General features: G+C 68.8%; 11 protein-coding genes. 3 read left to right on the forward strand and 8 right to left on the reverse strand.

The window, feature by feature from the left end:
* Nucleotides 1-152: 152 nt before the first annotated feature.
* From ggt to ACYX7E_RS01560, 4 genes are all read right to left on the reverse strand, one after another.
* On the reverse strand, nucleotides 153-1898 hold the full coding sequence (gene ggt, locus ACYX7E_RS01545; protein ID WP_462078772.1) for a gamma-glutamyltransferase: 1746 nt from the start codon (nucleotides 1896-1898) through the stop codon (nucleotides 153-155).
* 84 nt (nucleotides 1899-1982) lie between these two features.
* The gene (locus tag ACYX7E_RS01550; RefSeq protein ID WP_462078773.1) at nucleotides 1983-3848 is read right to left on the reverse strand and encodes a putative bifunctional diguanylate cyclase/phosphodiesterase; all 1866 of its coding nucleotides are present in this window, start codon (nucleotides 3846-3848) and stop codon (nucleotides 1983-1985) included.
* A 147-nt stretch (nucleotides 3849-3995) separates the two neighbouring features.
* A complete protein-coding gene (locus tag ACYX7E_RS01555; RefSeq protein ID WP_462078774.1) occupies nucleotides 3996-5666 on the reverse strand; it encodes a serine hydrolase in 1671 nt (556 codons plus the stop codon).
* A 130-nt stretch (nucleotides 5667-5796) separates the two neighbouring features.
* On the reverse strand, nucleotides 5797-9822 hold the full coding sequence (locus ACYX7E_RS01560; protein ID WP_462078775.1) for a hypothetical protein: 4026 nt from the start codon (nucleotides 9820-9822) through the stop codon (nucleotides 5797-5799).
* Between the two features lie 161 nt (nucleotides 9823-9983).
* On the opposite strand from ACYX7E_RS01560, the gene ACYX7E_RS01565 reads away from it, so the two are divergent.
* A complete protein-coding gene (locus ACYX7E_RS01565; RefSeq protein ID WP_462078776.1) occupies nucleotides 9984-10868 on the forward strand; it encodes a hypothetical protein in 885 nt (294 codons plus the stop codon).
* Nucleotides 10869-10983: 115 nt separating this feature from the next.
* Here ACYX7E_RS01565 and ACYX7E_RS01570 read toward each other — a convergent pair whose 3' ends face one another.
* Nucleotides 10984-12654: a M28 family peptidase gene (locus ACYX7E_RS01570; protein ID WP_462078777.1), complete on the reverse strand. Its 1671-nt coding sequence runs from the start codon at nucleotides 12652-12654 to the stop codon at nucleotides 10984-10986.
* Between the two features lie 175 nt (nucleotides 12655-12829).
* Here ACYX7E_RS01570 and ACYX7E_RS01575 point away from each other — a divergent pair, with 175 nt between their 5' ends.
* The gene (locus tag ACYX7E_RS01575; protein WP_462078778.1) at nucleotides 12830-13216 is read left to right on the forward strand and encodes an I78 family peptidase inhibitor; all 387 of its coding nucleotides are present in this window, start codon (nucleotides 12830-12832) and stop codon (nucleotides 13214-13216) included.
* Between the two features lie 115 nt (nucleotides 13217-13331).
* On the opposite strand, the gene ACYX7E_RS01580 is transcribed toward ACYX7E_RS01575, so the two are convergent.
* Nucleotides 13332-13565, reverse strand: a complete 234-nt coding sequence (locus ACYX7E_RS01580; protein WP_462078779.1) for a hypothetical protein — start codon at nucleotides 13563-13565, stop codon at nucleotides 13332-13334.
* 225 nt (nucleotides 13566-13790) lie between these two features.
* On the opposite strand from ACYX7E_RS01580, the gene ACYX7E_RS01585 reads away from it, so the two are divergent.
* Nucleotides 13791-14087, forward strand: coding sequence for a hypothetical protein (locus ACYX7E_RS01585; RefSeq protein WP_462078780.1), 297 nt, complete (start codon nucleotides 13791-13793; stop codon nucleotides 14085-14087).
* 199 nt (nucleotides 14088-14286) lie between these two features.
* Here the strand turns inward: ACYX7E_RS01585 and ACYX7E_RS01590 are convergent, their stop codons facing one another.
* Both ACYX7E_RS01590 and ACYX7E_RS01595 read right to left on the reverse strand, forming a co-directional pair.
* Nucleotides 14287-15669, reverse strand: coding sequence for a TCR/Tet family MFS transporter (locus tag ACYX7E_RS01590; RefSeq protein ID WP_462079049.1), 1383 nt, complete (start codon nucleotides 15667-15669; stop codon nucleotides 14287-14289).
* 154 nt (nucleotides 15670-15823) lie between these two features.
* Nucleotides 15824-17233, reverse strand: coding sequence for a lytic murein transglycosylase (locus ACYX7E_RS01595; RefSeq protein ID WP_462078781.1), 1410 nt, complete (start codon nucleotides 17231-17233; stop codon nucleotides 15824-15826).
* Between the last annotated feature and the right edge of the window lie 287 nt (nucleotides 17234-17520).

Here is a 17520-nt window from a genome sequence, read left to right on the forward strand (position 1 = left end):
AGCAACAGCAACGCGCACATCGGCCACACGTACATCAGCTGGGCATGCGATGCCCGTCCCCTGATCCCCATCCTGCAACCTCCGTGTGCATCGTCTTCGATGCCGGGCGATGTCCGCTGGCCCCCGCCACCGGTCCCCCATCGCCCAGGCCGTCAGTATCCCGCAGCTTGCCCGTCCTTGCGCGATTCGCTGGCGCCGATGTAGCCGCCCCCGGGATTGACCATGATCGCCTGGTAGCCGCCATACGGGCCATGCGCGAAGCGCACCGAATGCCCCTTGCCCATCAGCGCGCGCACGGTCTCGTACGGGAAGCCGGTCTCGAGGTCGAGTTCGCCGCCGTCGGACATCACGGTGTTCTGCCCGGTCGGCTCGGTCGAGCCATCATGCTGGATGCGTGGCGCGTCGCCGGCCTCCTGCAGGTTCATACCGAAGTCGATCAGGTTCATCAGGATCTGCACATGGCCCTGCGGCTGCATCGCGCCGCCCATGACGCCGAACGACAGCCAGGGCTTGCCGTCGCGCATGGCGAACGCCGGGATGATGGTGTGGAACGGGCGCTTGCCCGGCGCGAAGCTGTTCGGGTGGCCGGGCTTGAGCACGAACTGTTCCCCGCGGTCCTGCAGAATGAACCCCAGCCCCGGCGGCGCCATGCCGCTGCCCATGCCGCGATAGTTGGACTGGATCAGCGACACCATCATGCCGTCGCGATCGGCCACGGTCAGGTAGATCGTGTCGCCCTCGTCGAGTTGCTTCGGCGTGCCCGGCTGCACTTCGCCCAGCGCGCGGTCCATCGAGATCAAGGTACCGCGCTGGCGCGCATAGTCCTTCGAGATCAGCGCCGCGACCGGCGCCGGATGGAACGCGGGATCGGCATACCAGCGCGCGCGGTCGGCGAACGCGAGCTTCTTGGCCTCGGTGAACAGGTGGATGTGTTCGGGACTGCCGAAGCCGTAGGCCTTGAGGTCGTAGGGCTCGAGCAGGTTGAGGATCTGCAGCGCGGCAATGCCCTGGCCGCTGGGCGGCAGCTCCCAGACGTCGACGCCGCGGTAGTTCGTCGACACCGGCTCGACCCAGTTGCCGGTGTGCGCGGCCAGGTCCTCGTACGACAGGTAGCCGTCGTTGGCCGCGAAGTAGGCGCCGATGGTGCGCGCGATATCGCCTTTGTAGAACGCGTCGCGGCCGCCGTCGGCGATCTGCTGCAGGGTGTTGGCGAGGTTGGGATTCTTCCAGGTCTCTCCCGTGCGCGGTGCGCGGCGATGCGTGCCGGTCCTGTCGCTCGCATCGGCCACGGTGAACTGCTCGCTGAAGCCCGGCCACTTCGACAGCACCGGCACCGAGCGGTTCCAGTAGTAGGCGATGACCTCGTGCACCGGGTGGCCATCGCGCGCATAGGCGATCGCCGGCGCGAGGTTCTGCGCCATCGTGCGCTTGCCGAACCGCGCATGCAGCGCGAACCAGCCATCGACCGCGCCCGGCACGGTGACCGGCAACGGACCGTGCGAGGGGATGTCCTTCAGCCCACGACGCTCGAACTCGGCCAGCGTCAGCGACTTCGGCGAGCGGCCGGAGCCGTCGTAGCCATGCAGCTTGCGGGTCCCGGGATCCCAGACGATCGCGAACAGGTCGCCGCCGATGCCGTTCCCGGTGGGCTCCATCAGGCCGAGTGCCGCATTCGCGGCAATGGCGGCATCGACCGCGCTGCCGCCGTCCTTCATGACATCGAGCGCGATCTGCGTCGCCAGCGGATGCGAGGTCGCCGCCATCGCATGCGGTGCGTAGACCTCGCTGCGCGTGGCGAACGGCTTGCCGGTGATGCGGTCCGCGGACTGCAGCGGCAATGACCAGGCCACGGCCAGGCAGGCCAACGCCGGCAACAGCGGGAAGGATCGGATCGACATGGCGGAGGCCCCGGAATGGAATCGCGACAACATAACGCAGATGCACGCTGCCCTCATCAGCCTGCCCTGGTCAGCCTGCCCCGATCACCCCGCCGCCTGCATCCCCTGCAGCAAGGCCTGGGCCGGCATCGGTCGCGCGTACAGAAACCCCTGTGCACGCACGATGCCGCATTCGCGCAGCGTCTCGGCCTGCGCCTGGGTTTCCACGCCTTCGGCGACCACCGCGATGCCGGTCTTGCTGGCCAGTCCGGCGATGGCCTGCACGATCGCAAGATCGTAGGCATCGCTGGGCAGGCCGGCGACGAAGCTGCGGTCGAGCTTGATCGCATCGATCGGCAGGCGCTTGAGGTAGGCCAGCGACGAATAGCCGATGCCGAAATCGTCCAGCGCGATGCGGATGCCCAGCTCGCGCAGCCGGGTCAGCGACTGCGCGGCGACATGCAGGTCGGCCAGCAGCGCGGTCTCGGTCAGCTCCAGGCACAGCCGCCCGGGCTGCAGGCCGGTCTCGGCCAGCACCCGCGCGATGTCCTCGACGAGACCAACCTGTTCGAACTGCCTGGCCGACAGGTTGACCCGCAGCGTGGGCGCCAGTCCCTCGTGACGGGGCCAGTCGCGTGCATGCCGGCAGGCTTCGGCCAGCACCCAGCGCCCCAGCGGCACGATCAGGCCGGAAGCCTCGGCGATGTCGATGAACTCGTGTGCGGCGCGGCAGGTGCCGTCGTATTCGATCCAGCGCACCAGCGCTTCGGCGGCATACCAGCGGTTATCGCGAAGATCGACCTCGGGCTGGAAGTACACCTGCATGCGCTGCTCGGCCATCGCCTCGCGCAGTGCGCGCTCGATCCGCAGGCGCGCCAGCAGGCCGCGATGCTGTTCGGCGTTGAAGACCTCGCACCGGTTGTGGCCGCTGCTGCGCGCGCGCTGGCTGGCGATCTCGGCATTGCGCAGCAGGCGGTCGGCCGACGGCGCAGCGAGGTCGCGCGAGAACGCGATGCCGGCCGCAGCGATCGACTGACCGGCTTCGCTGGTGGCCTCGTCGCGGACCAGCTCGACGCAGCGCTCGGCCAGGTTCAGGGCCTCGGTTTCATGCATGTAGCCGTGCGGCAGTACCGCGAAGGCATCGTCGCGCACGCGGGCGATGGTGGCCGACTCGCCCAGCTCGCCACGCAATCGCGCGGCGGCTTTCAGCAGCATCGCCTGATCGCCGCCGTGGTCGTCGACCGCATCGCCGATCTGCAGGTGGATCGCGACCAGTCCCGCGGACGCGCCATGCATCGGCCGCAACGCCGAGTGCACCACTTCGAGCAGGTGGTCGCGGTTGGGAAGGTCGGTCTGCGGATCATGGTGCTCGAGGTAGCGCAGGCGGCGCTCGACCTCGCGCCTGCGCACGATTTCATGCGCCATCGCAACGTAATCGCCGATGCTGCCTGCGAACGCCAGGTCTTCCTGCGTCCACTCGCGTTCGGCGCCGATGTGTTCATGGCTGACCACGCCGATCAGCGTGCCTTCGCTGCGGATCGGCGCGTCCAGCATCGACCCGACGGCGTGCCGCTGCAGGTACTCGCGCACCGCGGGCTCATCGGCCGCACGTGCGGCGCCGCTGGCGTCGACGACGCGGACGTCGCCGATGCGCTCGCCGTAGTCATGGCCGAAGTCGATCTCGACCTGCCAGTCGCCGGCATTGTGGCTGTAATGGCCATCGACGCCGGCATACAGGTGCACGCAGCGCAGGCGACGGCGTCCGGGATCCAGCGTCCAGATGCCGACGCGATCGAGTTCAAGCGTCTCGGCGGCGGTCTCGCAGATCATCGCCATCGCCGATGCCAGGTCGCAGTGCTTGCTCCAGACCCGACGCGCCAGCGACACCAGGGCCTGGTTGTGCCGGCGCGCCCAGGCGCCCCGGTCCTGCCGGGGAGCGAGCGAGCGGCTGCTGGTGTGCCTGGCGGGCATGCCTGGCTCCGTTGGATGCGATGGCCCCGGGCCCGGCGGGTGCAGCGCCGGGCCCGTTCATCTTTGGCACAACGCTGCAGGCGATGCAAATCGGCCAGACCGGCGGCGGCCGGCCACCGGTCGGTGCCCTCGCAAGGAGACGATCCGCTAGTTGCGCGTGAACACCTGCTCCATGCCCCCCTGGTGCAGGGTCACGGCGGTCACGGCACCGGTGCCGGGCGCGAACACCAGCCGGGCCTCGACCACTTTCAGGAAGAACGCCGAGGCCGACTCGGCGAACAGCTCGAACGCCGGCTGCCCTGCCAACTGCCCCTTCAGCGTGTCGCCGTCGAGGAAGACCTTCAACGCCAGCCCGTCCTTGGCGTACTCGCCGACGACACGCTCGAGCGCCGCACGCGGAACCTCGACCGCGACGCGCTCGGCCGGCAGCGGATCGCCCGAGCGCGGCGAGACAACACCTTCGCCTTCGTCCTCGGGAAACAGCCGCAACGCCGAGACACGACCCTCGCCGTCGCGCTCGATCCGCAGCCGCGAGAAGCCCTGCTCGAACAGAAAGGTGTCGGCCGCCACCGGAATCAGCAGCTGGGGCTGTCCGCCGTTGTGCTGCAGGGTCGCTCGGCCGTCCTTGATGCGCAGCACGCGCGTGGTGTCGGCATCGCTGCGATAGACGCCTTCGTACTGCGCCAGTGTCGCGGCGTCGATGTCGATCGCCTGCTTGGCCGGATAGGGCCGGCCCAGCGAGTACGCGGCAATGGTCTTGGCGATACCGCCGGTGTCGAGCTTGCCGGGCCTGCCGCCGTCGGCGTTGTACAGCACCGCGACCGTGGTATCGCTGCCCGGCGTGTACAGCAGGTAGCTGCTGAAGCCGAAGATCCCGCCACTGTGCTGCAGCAGCGGCTCGCCGCGCAGCATGGCCGCGCTGATGCCGTAGCCGTATCCGCTCTTCTCCGCCTTGCCGACCGGCGTGATCATCGCGCGATAGCTGTCGGGCTTGAGCACCTTGCCCTCGTGCAGCGCGCGATTCCACGTCAGCAGGTCGTTGACCGTGGACACCAGCGCGCCCGCAGCGTGCGGCTGGGTCATGCTGAGATAACGCGCACGCGCCCAGGCGTCGCCCTTGCGGGTGTAGCCGGAGACATGGCCGGAAATCACGGCGTCCTGCTCGTTGCCGTAGCCCGTCCGGGTCATCCCCAGCGGCGCGAAGAACACCTCCTGCAGGTAGGCATGCCAAGGCTTGCCGCTGGCGGCTTCGATGACCGCCCCCACCAGCACGTAGCCGGAATTGTTGTAGTGCCAACCTTCGCCCGGTGCGAAGTCGGGCGTCTCATCCTTGAACGTATCGATCAGCGCCGCGGTGCTGAGATCCTTGCGGATACCGTCCTCGATGATCGCCGCGATATCGGTGTAGCTGCGGATGCCCGAGGTATGGTTCAACAGCATCTCGACGTCGATCCTGTCGCCACCGGGATAGCCCGGCACGAACCTGGTCAGCGGATCGCGCAACGACAGCTTGCCGTCCTCGACCAGCTTCAGCACCGCGGCAGCGGCGAATTGCTTGGTCACCGATCCGATGCGGAACACCTGGTCGGGCGAAAGCGGTACCGCCAGTTCGATATCGGCCTGGCCACAGGCGCCGCGATACAGCACGTTGTCGCCGCGTGCGAGCAACACCGCCATGCCCGGCCCGTTGGGGTCGCAGTTGTCGGCCAGCGTGCGTTCCGCAAAGGCCTTGGCCTCGGCGGACGACGGCGGCGCGGCGGACGCGGACGCGGCCAGGGCAAGCAGCGGAACCAGCAATAACGAAGCCGCACGGTGCATGGCGTTCCCCCCAAGAATGAAAGGCCATTGTGCCGCAGCGCCGCGACCCTGCCATGTGGCGAGCGTCATGGTGGCGGGCAACACGACACGCGGGCACACGGCGGCGTCAGGCGGATGGATCGTTCCCGCCTCACTGGTCCCCGGCTCGATCGTCTCCGCGCGGCGGCGTGCCTGGCGTGCCTGCTCGACGCGACCGGCGCGGCCGGCGCTGGCGTGCCGCGAGCAGCGCCGCCTGCAACCAGGCGCTGACGCTGCGCGCGGTGCCGGTGCGGCAAACCCCGGCAAGGCCGTAGTAGCCGGCACGCACGTCGACGGCTTCGATGCGCTGGCGGTCGACCAGCAGGCGGATGAACTCGGTCGCCAGCCCCATCCTGCGCACGTGGTCCTGTACGCGCAGCAATCGCAGCGTGCCGCCCGACAACACCGCGATGCCCAGCGTCGAATCAGGGATCCGCGTACCGGTGCGCGCGAGCACGTTCTTCCAGCGCAGCCGCAGCAGGAACAGGCGCTCGGGCACGGCCTCGCCGCGCAGCAGGGTCTCTGCGGTCAGGATGCCGTGTTCGATGTGGTTGATGCGGGCCTGCGCCATCAGCGTGCCGCAATGCGCGATCCAGTCGACGCCCTCGCCCGGCGAGGCTTCTTCGATCCGCAGCGTGCGCTGCGCGCGGTCGTCGTTGCTCAGCCGCGGCAGGTCGAGGCGCTGTTCGCAGAACGCGACGAAGCGCGCGCCGAACGTGGGCGCACCGACCGTCCATGCGATCCGGAACATCGGCGCCCAGCTCCAATGGCGCATCGCGTTCATCCAGCCGCGATTGTCGGGATGGTCCCAGGCCTGCTCCAGGTCGAGGTCGTGATAGACCGATTCCATCAACCGGATCAATTCCTGGCAGAAGTAGAAGCAGGCGCGGAAATCGCGCGCCGCCGGCATCCGCGTGCGTCGTCCCAGCGGACGCGCGGCATCGCTACCCGGCACAACATCGGGATCCTCGACCAGGTCGGCCCAGGCTGGATAGAACTGCGCATCCAGCACCGCCAGCGCAGGCGTCTCTCGCAGGCGCGTGAACAATCCGGTCAAGGCATCGGCGTGCACGGCAAAGCGCCCCTTCGCATCCGCCAGCGGCGCCACCCATTTCTGCCGCAACGCGACCAGCAGCTTCTGCTTCAGCGTCGAATCGGCCAGCCCGAGGCGGCCGTGCTGCGGCGCGCCGGCATCGGCCCCGATGCGTTCGATCGCCGGCAGCAGCGCGCGCGCGGCAATGTCTTCGCCCAGGCGGCGATAGCTTTCGAACTGGGCTTCGTCGAAATACTGGTCGGACGTGGCCTCGTGCGGGAAGCAGGCGTGCGTCCGCGCGTAGTGGCCGATGTCCGCGGGTTCGGCGCCGGTCAGCGTCGGCTTCAGGTACAGCACGGTGCCGCTGCTGCCATCGGCATAGTCGATGCGCCCGACCGCGCAACTGCGTTCGGCGCGACCGTCGCTGCCCGGCCGCAGGGCGTCGACATCGATGCGCAGGTTGGCACCGAAATCGACGCGGCATTTGTGCACGGCATTGCCGAGGTCGGCGAATTCGCGGCGACCATCGGCGCCGGCATCCACGCACAGGATGAAGCGGCAACGCCGGCGCACCAGCTCGTACAGGCCCAGGTTCTCGAAATGCCCGCCATCGGACAGGTGCACGAACTTGCCGCCGGCATGCGTACGCCCGAGCAGTTCGGCCAACAGCCAGCGACCGAAGAACGGCGAACTGTCGGGATCGGGATGCTGCGGATGGCTGGGATTGGGCAGCCACCAGCCCAGGCGCGCATCGAACAGCGTCAGCAGGAAGGTCACCGCAGGCGAGCTGTGATACCCCATGTTGGGATTGACCGCGGCCCCGGAGATCGCGATCGCGCTGCCCAGCGACAGGGCGCTGGCCAGCGAACCGATGCGCGGCGGTGCCGATGCCGATGCCGATGCCGATGCCGCTGATGTCGATGCCGATGCTGCGACCGCAGCGCCTGCCATGCGTCGTTGCGCGGTGCCGGCGGTCGCCGCGAAGCGATCGCCGACCGCGCTTTCATCCGGCCGCGACAACGGCGGCAGGTGACCGCAGTAGCCCGGCGACAGGCAGAACGTCGCCGCCTTGCGATCCTGCCAGTCCAGTTGCTTGGCGGCGACCAGGTTCATCGCGGTGCCGATCAGCGGATACAGCGGGCGCTGCCCGTCCAGGCGGCTCTGCTCGACCACATCGGCCAGCACCAGGTCGTCCTGGACATCGAAATTGGTGGTCGGCTCGGGATTGCGCAGCGCGTTGCTGGCCCCGAGGTAGCAGCGCACCAGGCGATTGCGATAGAAGGCGTTGAGGCTGAACTCGTTGACGTTGACCGCCCAGGCGAACAGCAGCCACAACAACAGCGCGCCCACGAACAGCAGGCACAAGGCCAGCGGCGCGCCGACGATCAGTTGCTCAAGCTGCCCCAGATAGTCGGCACGCGTCGGGGCCTGCAGCAGGTCCTTCGCCGCATCGACCACCGCGCCGGTGCCGGGCAGCCGCCGCGCCAGCGTCTGCAACAGCCAGTGCCCGATCAGGCTCAGGCCGATCAGCAACCCCAGGATGAACACCCACGGCGCGATGCGCGCGATGACGTCCAATACCCTGGCGCCCGCGCCCTTGGCCTCGGGATCGCGCTTGCCGTGCGCGATGACCAGGCCCAGGCCGGTCGTCGACAGCCAGGCCAGCACGCCGGCCCAGCCCAGGCCGGCAACGCGGTCCTGGCCGACATCGACCAGTTGCAGCAGATGAAACGGTCCGCAGATCACCAGGGCCAGCGGCACGGTGATGCCCAGCAGGACGACGCCTGCGGTCTTGCCGCCGACGCGCGCCCAGATCTCGCGCTGCAGGTCGCTCATCGCCGGCCCGGCCAACCCCACATGCATGATCCCGGTCAGCACGACCGCAAGCACCACCAGGCTCGGCCCGAGCACCAGCGTGGACCACAGGCCGGTGGTCTCGGGCTGCAAGCGCAGCACGCTGGCCAGGGCCATGATCGCGCCGCCGGCGAACACGCTGGTCAGCAGCGTCGCCAGCACATAGCGCCACGGGTGCCGCTGCAGGGGCGATGGCAGGTCGCCGGTAACGGCCGCGCCTTCGCCTGCAAATCCGGCGCCCTTGGAAGGCCCGCCTCCCTTCAGGTGCATGTACCCGCGATCCAGCAACAGCCAGGCCAGCCACATCGCCGCGTACAGCAGCGCGGTGGTGATGCCCAGTTGAAGCATCGGCGAGGCCATCCCCAGGGCCGCGATCCGCGAGAACGGCCATGGCATCTCCGCGAACATCGCCAGCCCGAATGCACCGGCCATCGACGACGCCGCCAGCACGGCGATGACCCCGCGCGCCGCCAGCACCACCGGCTGCGATGGCATGCCGCCATCGCTATCGGCCTGATACCGATCGCCATGCGTGCTGACGTAGGCCAGCAGCGCGACCGCCAGCAGGCCCAGCCACCCGGCCAGCGACAGCCATGTCGCCGGATCCACGCGACCGAGCACGCCGTACAGCAGCAGCGGCAGCAGGGCCATCGCCAGGATCAGCGCGCACAACTGCAGCTGCACCAGCAACACGTTGCGGACGTAGGTGCCGACCATGCCCAGGGTGTCGCCCGAGAACGGCGATTTGCGCGGGCTCAGGTAGTTGCTGTATTCGCGCAGGTGGCGGATCGGCCGATGCACGGCCAGCGTGGGATCGGTCGCCGCGACCGGTCCGGCACCATCGCCGGCATCGCCCTCATCGCGCGCGCCCGGTTGCGCCCGCAGTACCGCGAACGCGCGCGCGAACCCGTGCCGTCGGATCAACGCCTGCAGGAACGCGCCGATGTAGCCGCCACCGGAGACCGTGGACTGGTAATGGAAGCTGCCGAGCAGGCGCTGGCGTGCCAGCGTCTGCAGCACGCCCAGCGCGAACGTGGCGCTGCGGATGCCGCCCCCCGACAGGGCCAGCCCCCATGGCGCGGCCGGATCGTCGGCACGTGCGTCGGCGTCGCCGGCCTGCGGTGGTTCCCAGGCATCCCCCAGGATCAACGCAAGCTCGGCAGCCTTGACCGCATCGCTGTCGACCCTGTTCTCGGGATCGCCGCCAAACAACCGGGCTTTCAATGCCGGCACCACGTCCTGCAGATCCACGCTGCGCTCCATTGCAAGGCGAATCCCCCCGGATCACTTTACGTCAAACGCATTGCGTGGCGGCCTGCGGCCGCTGTCCGTCCCTGGCCCGCGCCCGCGTTGTCAGCAGGAAGGCCGCGCCTGCCGCACGGCCATTCCTCCACCCGCCCCCGGGGATGACGATGTCGCTCAAACGCATCTACGACAACTGGTCGCAGGTCAATGCCGCCACCGGCACGCCCGGCTCCCGGCAACGCCAGGTCTGGCGCGACTACCTGCAGCGCCGCCCCGCGATCGCCTACTGGGGCGATTCCTGGTTCAGCACGCCGCTGTACAAGAACCTCTACTGGAACAGCTTCTCGCGCATCGACGGCATGTCGCTGCGACTGGGCGGTCCCGGCCTGACCGCCGCGAAGATGCTGACGCCGTCGGCCTGCGCCCAGGTCGCCGAGCGGCTGGCCTCGCGCGAGTTCGACCTGCTGTGCCTGAGCATCGGCGGCAACGATTGCCTGGGCGCGAGGCTGCAGGCGTTGTTCGAAGGCAGGCCACGGATGGACGCCGATGCGGCCTTCCAGACGGTGGCCGACAGCGGCGCGTTCGACGGCATCCGCGAACGCTACGCCTTGCTGCTGACCGCGATGGGCGGGATCGGACGGCGCGTCGTCGGCCATGGCTACGCCCCGCTGCTGCGCGATGCGATCGGCATGAAGGGCCGGACCAACATCAAGAACGTCGGGCTGGCGGCGCCGTTGATCGGCAACGTCGGTCCCTGGCTGTGGCCGACGATGAAACGCGTGCTCGGCAACGACAAGGCCGAAGCCGAACGCTTCGCGCGCCGCCTGCTGGTGGACGGTTTCCGCGACCGCGTGCTGGCACCGAGCAAGGCTGCGCATCCGGGCGTGTTTTCGTATGCCGATTTCTCGTCGATGGCCGACGCCGGCACGCCCGGCTTCTGGTACGACGAAATCCACCCGACCGAATCGGGCTTCGGCCTTCTGGCCGACGGCTACAACGCGATGATCCGCGCCGCGCTGCCGGCCGCGAAGCGCAATGCCGTCGGAGGATAGACGCGCAGATCCCACTCCTGCAGGAATGCCGGCAGGCGTTCACAGGAAGGCTTCATCGCGCCTGTCGGCGCTCCCACAGAAACGATCTGCACGCCGGCGAAGAAACGGGGGACCTCTACCGCGCATCCTCTCCGGCACGCGCCTCTGCGCTGCGGTCGCGCGCGGCCTTGAACTCGCTGTCGTCGTCCCACTGCGGCCAGTCGCTGCGGTTGGCGATGTCGGCCACAAGCCGGTAGACCGTGCGCGTGTCGGCCACCGGGCCGGCCATGTCCCAGCTTTCGTCGAAGGCATCACCGGGCTGGTGGTAGCGTTTGGCGAAATAGTCGGCGCGCGCGGCCTTGCCGCCGGCGATGCCGCCATCGAGCTGGTCCATGCCCGGGCCGATCGTGATCGCCGGCACGCCGGCCTGGGCCAGCGCGAAATGATCCGCACGGAAGAACAGCCCGGCCTCGAGGTTGGCATCGGCCGAGTAACTGCGCCCGTCGCGCGCGGCGGCCTCGACCAGGCTGCGCTCCAGCGAGACCTTGCCGACGCCCCAGGACGAGATGTCGCGGGTTTCGCCATCCGGGCTCCACATCTCCATGTTCAACATCGCCGCCGTGGTCGCCAGCGGACGCAAGGGATGCGCGGCGTAGTACTTGGCGCCGAGCAGGCCGTTCTCCTCCGCGGTCAGCGCCAGGAACAGCAGGCTGCGCTGCGGCCGCGGGCCTGCGGCAAACACGCGCGCCAACTCGATCATCGACGCGATCGCGGTGGCATTGTCGACCGCGCCGTTGATGATGTTGTCGCCGGACGCATCGGCATTGGCGGTGATGCCGAAGCTGTCCCAATGGCCGGACACGATCACCGTCTCATCAGCGCGCGCGCCGCCGGGCAGCAGGCCTGCGACATTGCGCGTGGTGATGCGATCGCGCTTGACGTCGAAGCGGATCGACAACGCCGCGCCCGGCACCGCCTGCGCGACGAAACCGGCCTGCTGCGCGCGACGCTTCTCGGCCTCGAAGTCGAGACCGGCCGAACGGAACAACCCCACCGCAAGATTGCGCTGGATCCAGCCGCGCATCGTCAGGTGATAGGCCTCCGCATCGGCGCGGACGATGTCGTACTGCGGGCCATTGCGGCCGTTGCGGACCGTCGCCCACGGATACGCCGCGGGCTCCGTCTCATGCACGATCAGCGCGCCGGCCGCGCCGCGTCGCGCGGCCTCCTCGTACTTGTACGACCAGCGTCCGTACCAGGTCATCGCGCGTCCACCGAACCTGCCGGGCGCAGTTTCGAAATCGGGATCGTTGACCAGGATCACGACGATCTTGCCGCGCACGTCGACACCGGCATAGTCGTCCCATTCCAGCTCCGGTGCGGTGATGCCGTAGCCGACGAAGACCAGCGGTGTGCTGCGAAGATCCACCGTGTCCAGCGGCCGCAGCGTCTCGACCGCGATGTCCTCGCTGTTGACCAGCGCGCGGTCAGCGCCGCCGACGTGCAGCGTCGCCCGCACCGGCCCCGCGATCTCGCTGCGCTCCAGCGTCACCGCCTGCGTCCAGCCACCGGCGTCTCCCGCCGGTTGCAGGCCGGCCTTCGCGAACTGCTCGCTGATGTAGGCCACGGTCCTGTCTTCGCCCGGCGTCGTCGGCGCGCGACCTTCGAACGCATCCGAGCTCAACACCCGCAGGTGCCCGGCCAGCTGCTGGGCCTGGATCCCGCCACCGGGAATGTCCTCGCCGGGCGAGGCGGCAAGCGACGACGAAGACCATGCCAGACACAGCAGCAGGCAGGCCAGGGACAACCGGCAATTCCGCGACATCTCGATACATCCACGATCAACAGATGCGAAGAGGCTAACGCATCGCAACCGGCGCGTCGGCATCGGCCCGGCGCTACAGCGCGCTCGCCGCGCTGACTCGCTTCTTTAACGTGTCAGGGACTACAGTGGCCGCGTCCCTCAACCCTCAGGAGTCAACATGGCTTACGCACGATCCCTTTCCCGCGCTTCGCTGGCCTGCGGCGCATTGGCGGTCCTGATGCTGGCGGCCTGCCAGCCGACGACGCCCCCGGCGGAAGACGCCGCTGCGGCCCCGGCAACGGAAGCGGCGACGGTCGGCACCGAGCCCGCCGAGGCCGTTCCCGCGCCCGATGACGCCGCCGCGACCTGCAACGCCGAGGCCGTGCAGGCTCTGGTCGGCCAGGAAGCCACCGCCGCGACCGTCGAACAGGCCGTCAAGGACAGCGGCGCAGCGATCTCGCGCGTACTCAAGCCCGGCGATGCCGCCACGATGGATTTCCGCCAGGATCGCCTCGATATCGCGACCGACGACAAGGGCCTGATCCAGTCCCTGCGCTGCGGCTGATCCTGCACGACCTGAAGCCAACCATCGGGCATCGCCAGCGATCGCGGCGCTGCCCGGTGGTGGTGTTGCCCGAATGAGGTGTTGTCGCGTTGCCGTGTCGCCAGGCTCGGCGCGCTCAGTCGTCCTTGCGCTTGCCCGAGAAATCCAGCGGCGCGGCATCACGTTTGCGCTCGGTACTCCAGGTCGCGTCCTGCTTGCGTTCGCAATCGCGGGACACCGGCTCATTGGGCTGGTCCGGGCGGCTCGCGCACAAGGGATTGGCGTCCACGGCGGCGCTGGTATCGCGATATTCGACGCTGCCGCAGGCGCTGAGCAGCAGGACGGTCACCAGCAAGGCGAAGCGATGCATGGGATCTCTCCGGGAGTTGATTCCGGGATCATCGCCATGCAGCCTAGGGGCCGCAAGTGACCGGCCCCATACGCGTGTCGCTGGGCGCGGGGCAGCAGGAGCATGAGGCCTTCCGAACAATGCCTTGACGGTGCGTTCACCGGGAGATGACGCCGCTGCGACATGCCTATGACGATACTCAGGACTCCCGTGGTGCCATCCACGACTGGAACAAGGAGTTTTCGCATGCGCCGCATGATTCTCCCGCTCACGGCCGTTGCCGCACTCTCGCTCGCCCTGTCCGCCTGCCAACGTCCGGAAGAGGCCTACACGCCTACCGATGAACTGCCCAGCGCCAACGATCCGGCGCCGGCCACCTCACCGCCACCACCGATGACCGAACCCGCACCGGCCGATCCGATGGTGCCGCCGACCAATCCTGCCGATCCGATGCAGCCGACGACGCCCAACACGCCGCCCAGCGATCCGACCCAGCCGGAAACCCCGCCGACCGATCCCGACAGCGTGCCGACCACGACCTGATCGCGGCAGTTCCGCGCAGGCATCGCGCCTGATCGGGCCGAGACACGGGCCCGATCAGCGCCTTGGCGTAGATCAATTGCCGCGGTCGCGATCGCCGCAGCCCCAATCGCCGCAATCAGCAATCACCGCAGCTTCTCACCCACGCAGGCACGGCGCCCAGACATGGTGCCGTCGAGCCTTCCCTCAGGCGAGCGGATCCTCAGTTCCGTTCCGAGGCCGCCTGTTGCACCACCGTCTGCTCGATGACGCCCGACTGGGCCGTGGTCTGCGCGACGTCCGCATCCGTCTCCGCCGAAGCGCCCGCGTCGTCGCCTCCGCTCGCCGCATCCGGTGCCGCGGGCGCCATCATCGCCGAACGCCAGGCGATCGCCAGGCCAATCGCCAGCAGGAAGGCCGCCAGCAACCACGGCGCGCCCGGCAGCGCGAAGGGTGCGCGGTCGCTGATGAACAATCCGAACACGCCTGCGAACAGCAGTGGGCCGACGATGCCGGCCAATGAGATCAGGCTCATCAATGCGCCCTGGATACGGCCCTGTTCACTGGCGTCCACCTGGCGCGTGACCAGCGCCTGCGACGCCGGTCCCGCGATCGCCCACAGCGCACTGATCGGCAGGCCGAGCAGGAACATCCAGCCCTCGGACGCGAACGCATAGACGGTGAACCCGACCACGCCGCACGCCAGGCCGAACAGCAGCGCGCGACGTTCGCCGAGGCGCTTGACGACGCGCCCGACCAGACCGACGTTGACGATGACGCTGCAGACGCCGACCAGCGCCAGCACCCAGCTGACCTCGCGCGCGCCCCAGCCATAAGCCACGTCGGCGAACAGCACGAAGATGCTCTGGTACGCGTAGTGGGCCAGGTTGGCGATCAGGATGACGGCCGCCAGCCCGTAGATGCCCGGATAGCGCTTGAGCAGCACGATCGGCGCCAGCGGATTGATCGTCGACCAGTCGAAGCGCTTCGCGCGCTTCTCCGGCGGCAACGATTCGGGCAGCACGAAGATGCCGTACAGGAAATTGAGCAGCGACAGGCCGGCCGCGAACCAGAACGGTGCGCGCAGGTGGTATTCGCCGAGCCAGCCGCCGATCAGCGGACCGACGATGAAGCCAAGGCCGAACGCCGCACCGATCAGGCCGAAGCTCTTGGCGCGTTGCTCGGGCGCGGTGATGTCCGCGATGTAGGCGTTGGCGGTGGTGAAGCTGGCCGCGAAGACGCCGGAAATGATGCGCGCGACCAACAACCAGGCCAGCGACGGCGCCAGCGCGATCAGGATGAAATCCAGGCCCAGCCCGAGACACGACAGCAGGATCACCGGACGACGACCATAGCGGTCGGACAAGGCGCCCTGGATCGGCGACGACACGAACTGCACCGCAGCGAACACCGTGCCGAAGATGCCGACCCAGATCGCCGCCTGCGCGCGGTCGCCACCGGCGAAGTCCTCGACCAGATGCGGCAGCACCGGAATGATCACGCCGAACGACAGCACGTCGATCAGCACGACGATGAAAATGAACGCAAGCGCGGCTTTGCGGGTGGAGCTGGCGAGGGGCGGGCTCACGGGAGATCCATGCGCGATGGCGAAGGCGCGGATTATGCGCGAAGCCCCGCGCCTGCGGGAGCGGCGCGGTCCCTGCTGACGCCATCAGGCCGGCGGCATCATCGGCGAACGGCAAGCGGTCAGGCAGACAGCAGCGACGCGCGTCCGCCGACGCCCGCCGTCTGCAAGCCGGTCAACGCTGCGGCGGCGGTGCTGGCGGCGCGACGGCAGCAGCCGGTGCCGCTTGCAACGCCTTCAATACCTTGCCGCCGGCACGGCCGTCTTCAGGCTGCAGACCCAGCGCGCGCTGTTCGAACTGGATCGCGCGCCGGGTGTTGTTGCCGATCATGCCGTCGACCGTGCCGATGTCGTGCCCGCGCGCCAGCAGCAGGGTCTGCAGTTCGCGCCGCTGCGCGCGCGACAGGCCGGGATCGTCGGTCGGCCAGGCCGTCGCCAGTCCCTTGCCGCCACGCAGGCGGTCGGCCAGCGTGGCGATCGCCAGGGCATAGCTTTCGGCGGCGTTGTAGCTGTAGATCGCGTCGTAGTTGCGGAACACGATGAAGGCCGGTCCATGGCCGCCCGCAGGCAACAGCAATGCCGCGTTGGTGTCGGCGGCCAGGCCCCCCGTCGTCAGCGGCGTCCCGTCGACCCGGGTCACGCCGCGCGCGATCCAGTCCGACAGCGGCCGCCGCGCGGTGCGACCGGCCAGCCCGGTCAGGCGGCCATCGGAGCCGGCAGGCAGCTTCGCTTCAACGCCCCAGGGCTGACCACTGCGCCAGCCGGCGCGCTTGAGGTAATTCGCCGTCGACGCCAGCGCATCGGGGATGCTGTCGACCAGGTCGCGACGACCATCGCCGTCGAAATCGACCGCGATCCGCGCATAGGTCGTCGGCATGAACTGGGTGTGCCCGAACGCGCCCGCCCACGAGCCGGTGATGTCGGGATTGCGGATGTCGCCGGCCTGCAACAGCTTCAGCGTCGCGATGAACTCGCCCTGGAAGAAGGCCTGGCGGCGACCGAAGCACGACAGCGTCGACAACGACTGCAGCAGCGGACGCTTGCCGAACACGCGGCCGAAATCGCTCTCGACACCCCAGACCGCGACTACGGTCGCGGCGTCGACACCGTAGGCCTGCGCGACCTTGTCGAGCAGCGCACGATGGCGCTCGAGCATCGCCTGGCCGTCGGCGACGCGCTCGTCGTCGACCAGCCCGGCCAGGTAATCCCAGATCGGCGTGGTGAACTCGGGTTGCGCGTCGAGCAGTTCGAGCACGCTGCGATCGGCCAGCAGTGTCGAGGTCCGCGCGTCGAAGAACTCGCCACGGACGCCCTGCGCGATCGCCTGCGGCCGCAGCCGCAGCAGGCATTGACGGTAGGCCGGATCGTCGGGCGGTGTCGGTTGTACGGCGGGCGGTGCTGCAGGTTGTACTTCTGGCTGTACAGCAGGCTGCACCGCCTGCTGTATCGCCTGCGGCGCCTGCTGACCGGACGCAACCACCTGCTGCGCCGCTGCGGGCAAGCAGGTGCCGGCCAGGCAGGCCAGCGCCATGCCATGCCAGGGGCGCAGGCGGCGACGTGCTTCGGCTCCGGATCGTCTGGCCATGCGGTGTCTTGTCCTCCGAGGATGGAGGCCATGGTAGGGCAAAGGCCGTGGCCCACACGCACGATCGCGTCGCGTATCGCGGATCGGCATTCCAGCGTTCATGCACGTCAACGCAGCGCGCACGTCGCAGGTGCTGGCGGTCATCGCCGATGCCTTCGCAATGCATGGCTTCCATCAGCGACCGGCCGCCCGGACGACGCCTCGCACCCGGGTCTATGATTTTTTCGTTAATTCAGGTCAAACTACGCAACCGATCCGGCCACCCGTGGCCAAGCATCGGCACCGTG

This window comes from Luteimonas sp. RIT-PG2_3, assembly GCF_054902115.1.

Coding starts and splice junctions, on each gene's coding strand:
- ggt (WP_462078772.1), bottom strand. CDS start 1,898: ATGTCGATCCGATCCTTCCCGCTGTTGCCGGCGTTGGCCTGCCTGGCC.
- ACYX7E_RS01550 (WP_462078773.1), bottom strand. CDS start 3,848: ATGCCCGCCAGGCACACCAGCAGCCGCTCGCTCGCTCCCCGGCAGGAC.
- ACYX7E_RS01555 (WP_462078774.1), bottom strand. CDS start 5,666: ATGCACCGTGCGGCTTCGTTATTGCTGGTTCCGCTGCTTGCCCTGGCC.
- ACYX7E_RS01565 (WP_462078776.1), top strand. CDS start 9,984: ATGTCGCTCAAACGCATCTACGACAACTGGTCGCAGGTCAATGCCGCC.
- ACYX7E_RS01575 (WP_462078778.1), top strand. CDS start 12,830: ATGGCTTACGCACGATCCCTTTCCCGCGCTTCGCTGGCCTGCGGCGCA.
- ACYX7E_RS01580 (WP_462078779.1), bottom strand. CDS start 13,565: ATGCATCGCTTCGCCTTGCTGGTGACCGTCCTGCTGCTCAGCGCCTGC.
- ACYX7E_RS01585 (WP_462078780.1), top strand. CDS start 13,791: ATGCGCCGCATGATTCTCCCGCTCACGGCCGTTGCCGCACTCTCGCTC.
- ACYX7E_RS01595 (WP_462078781.1), bottom strand. CDS start 17,233: ATGGCCAGACGATCCGGAGCCGAAGCACGTCGCCGCCTGCGCCCCTGG.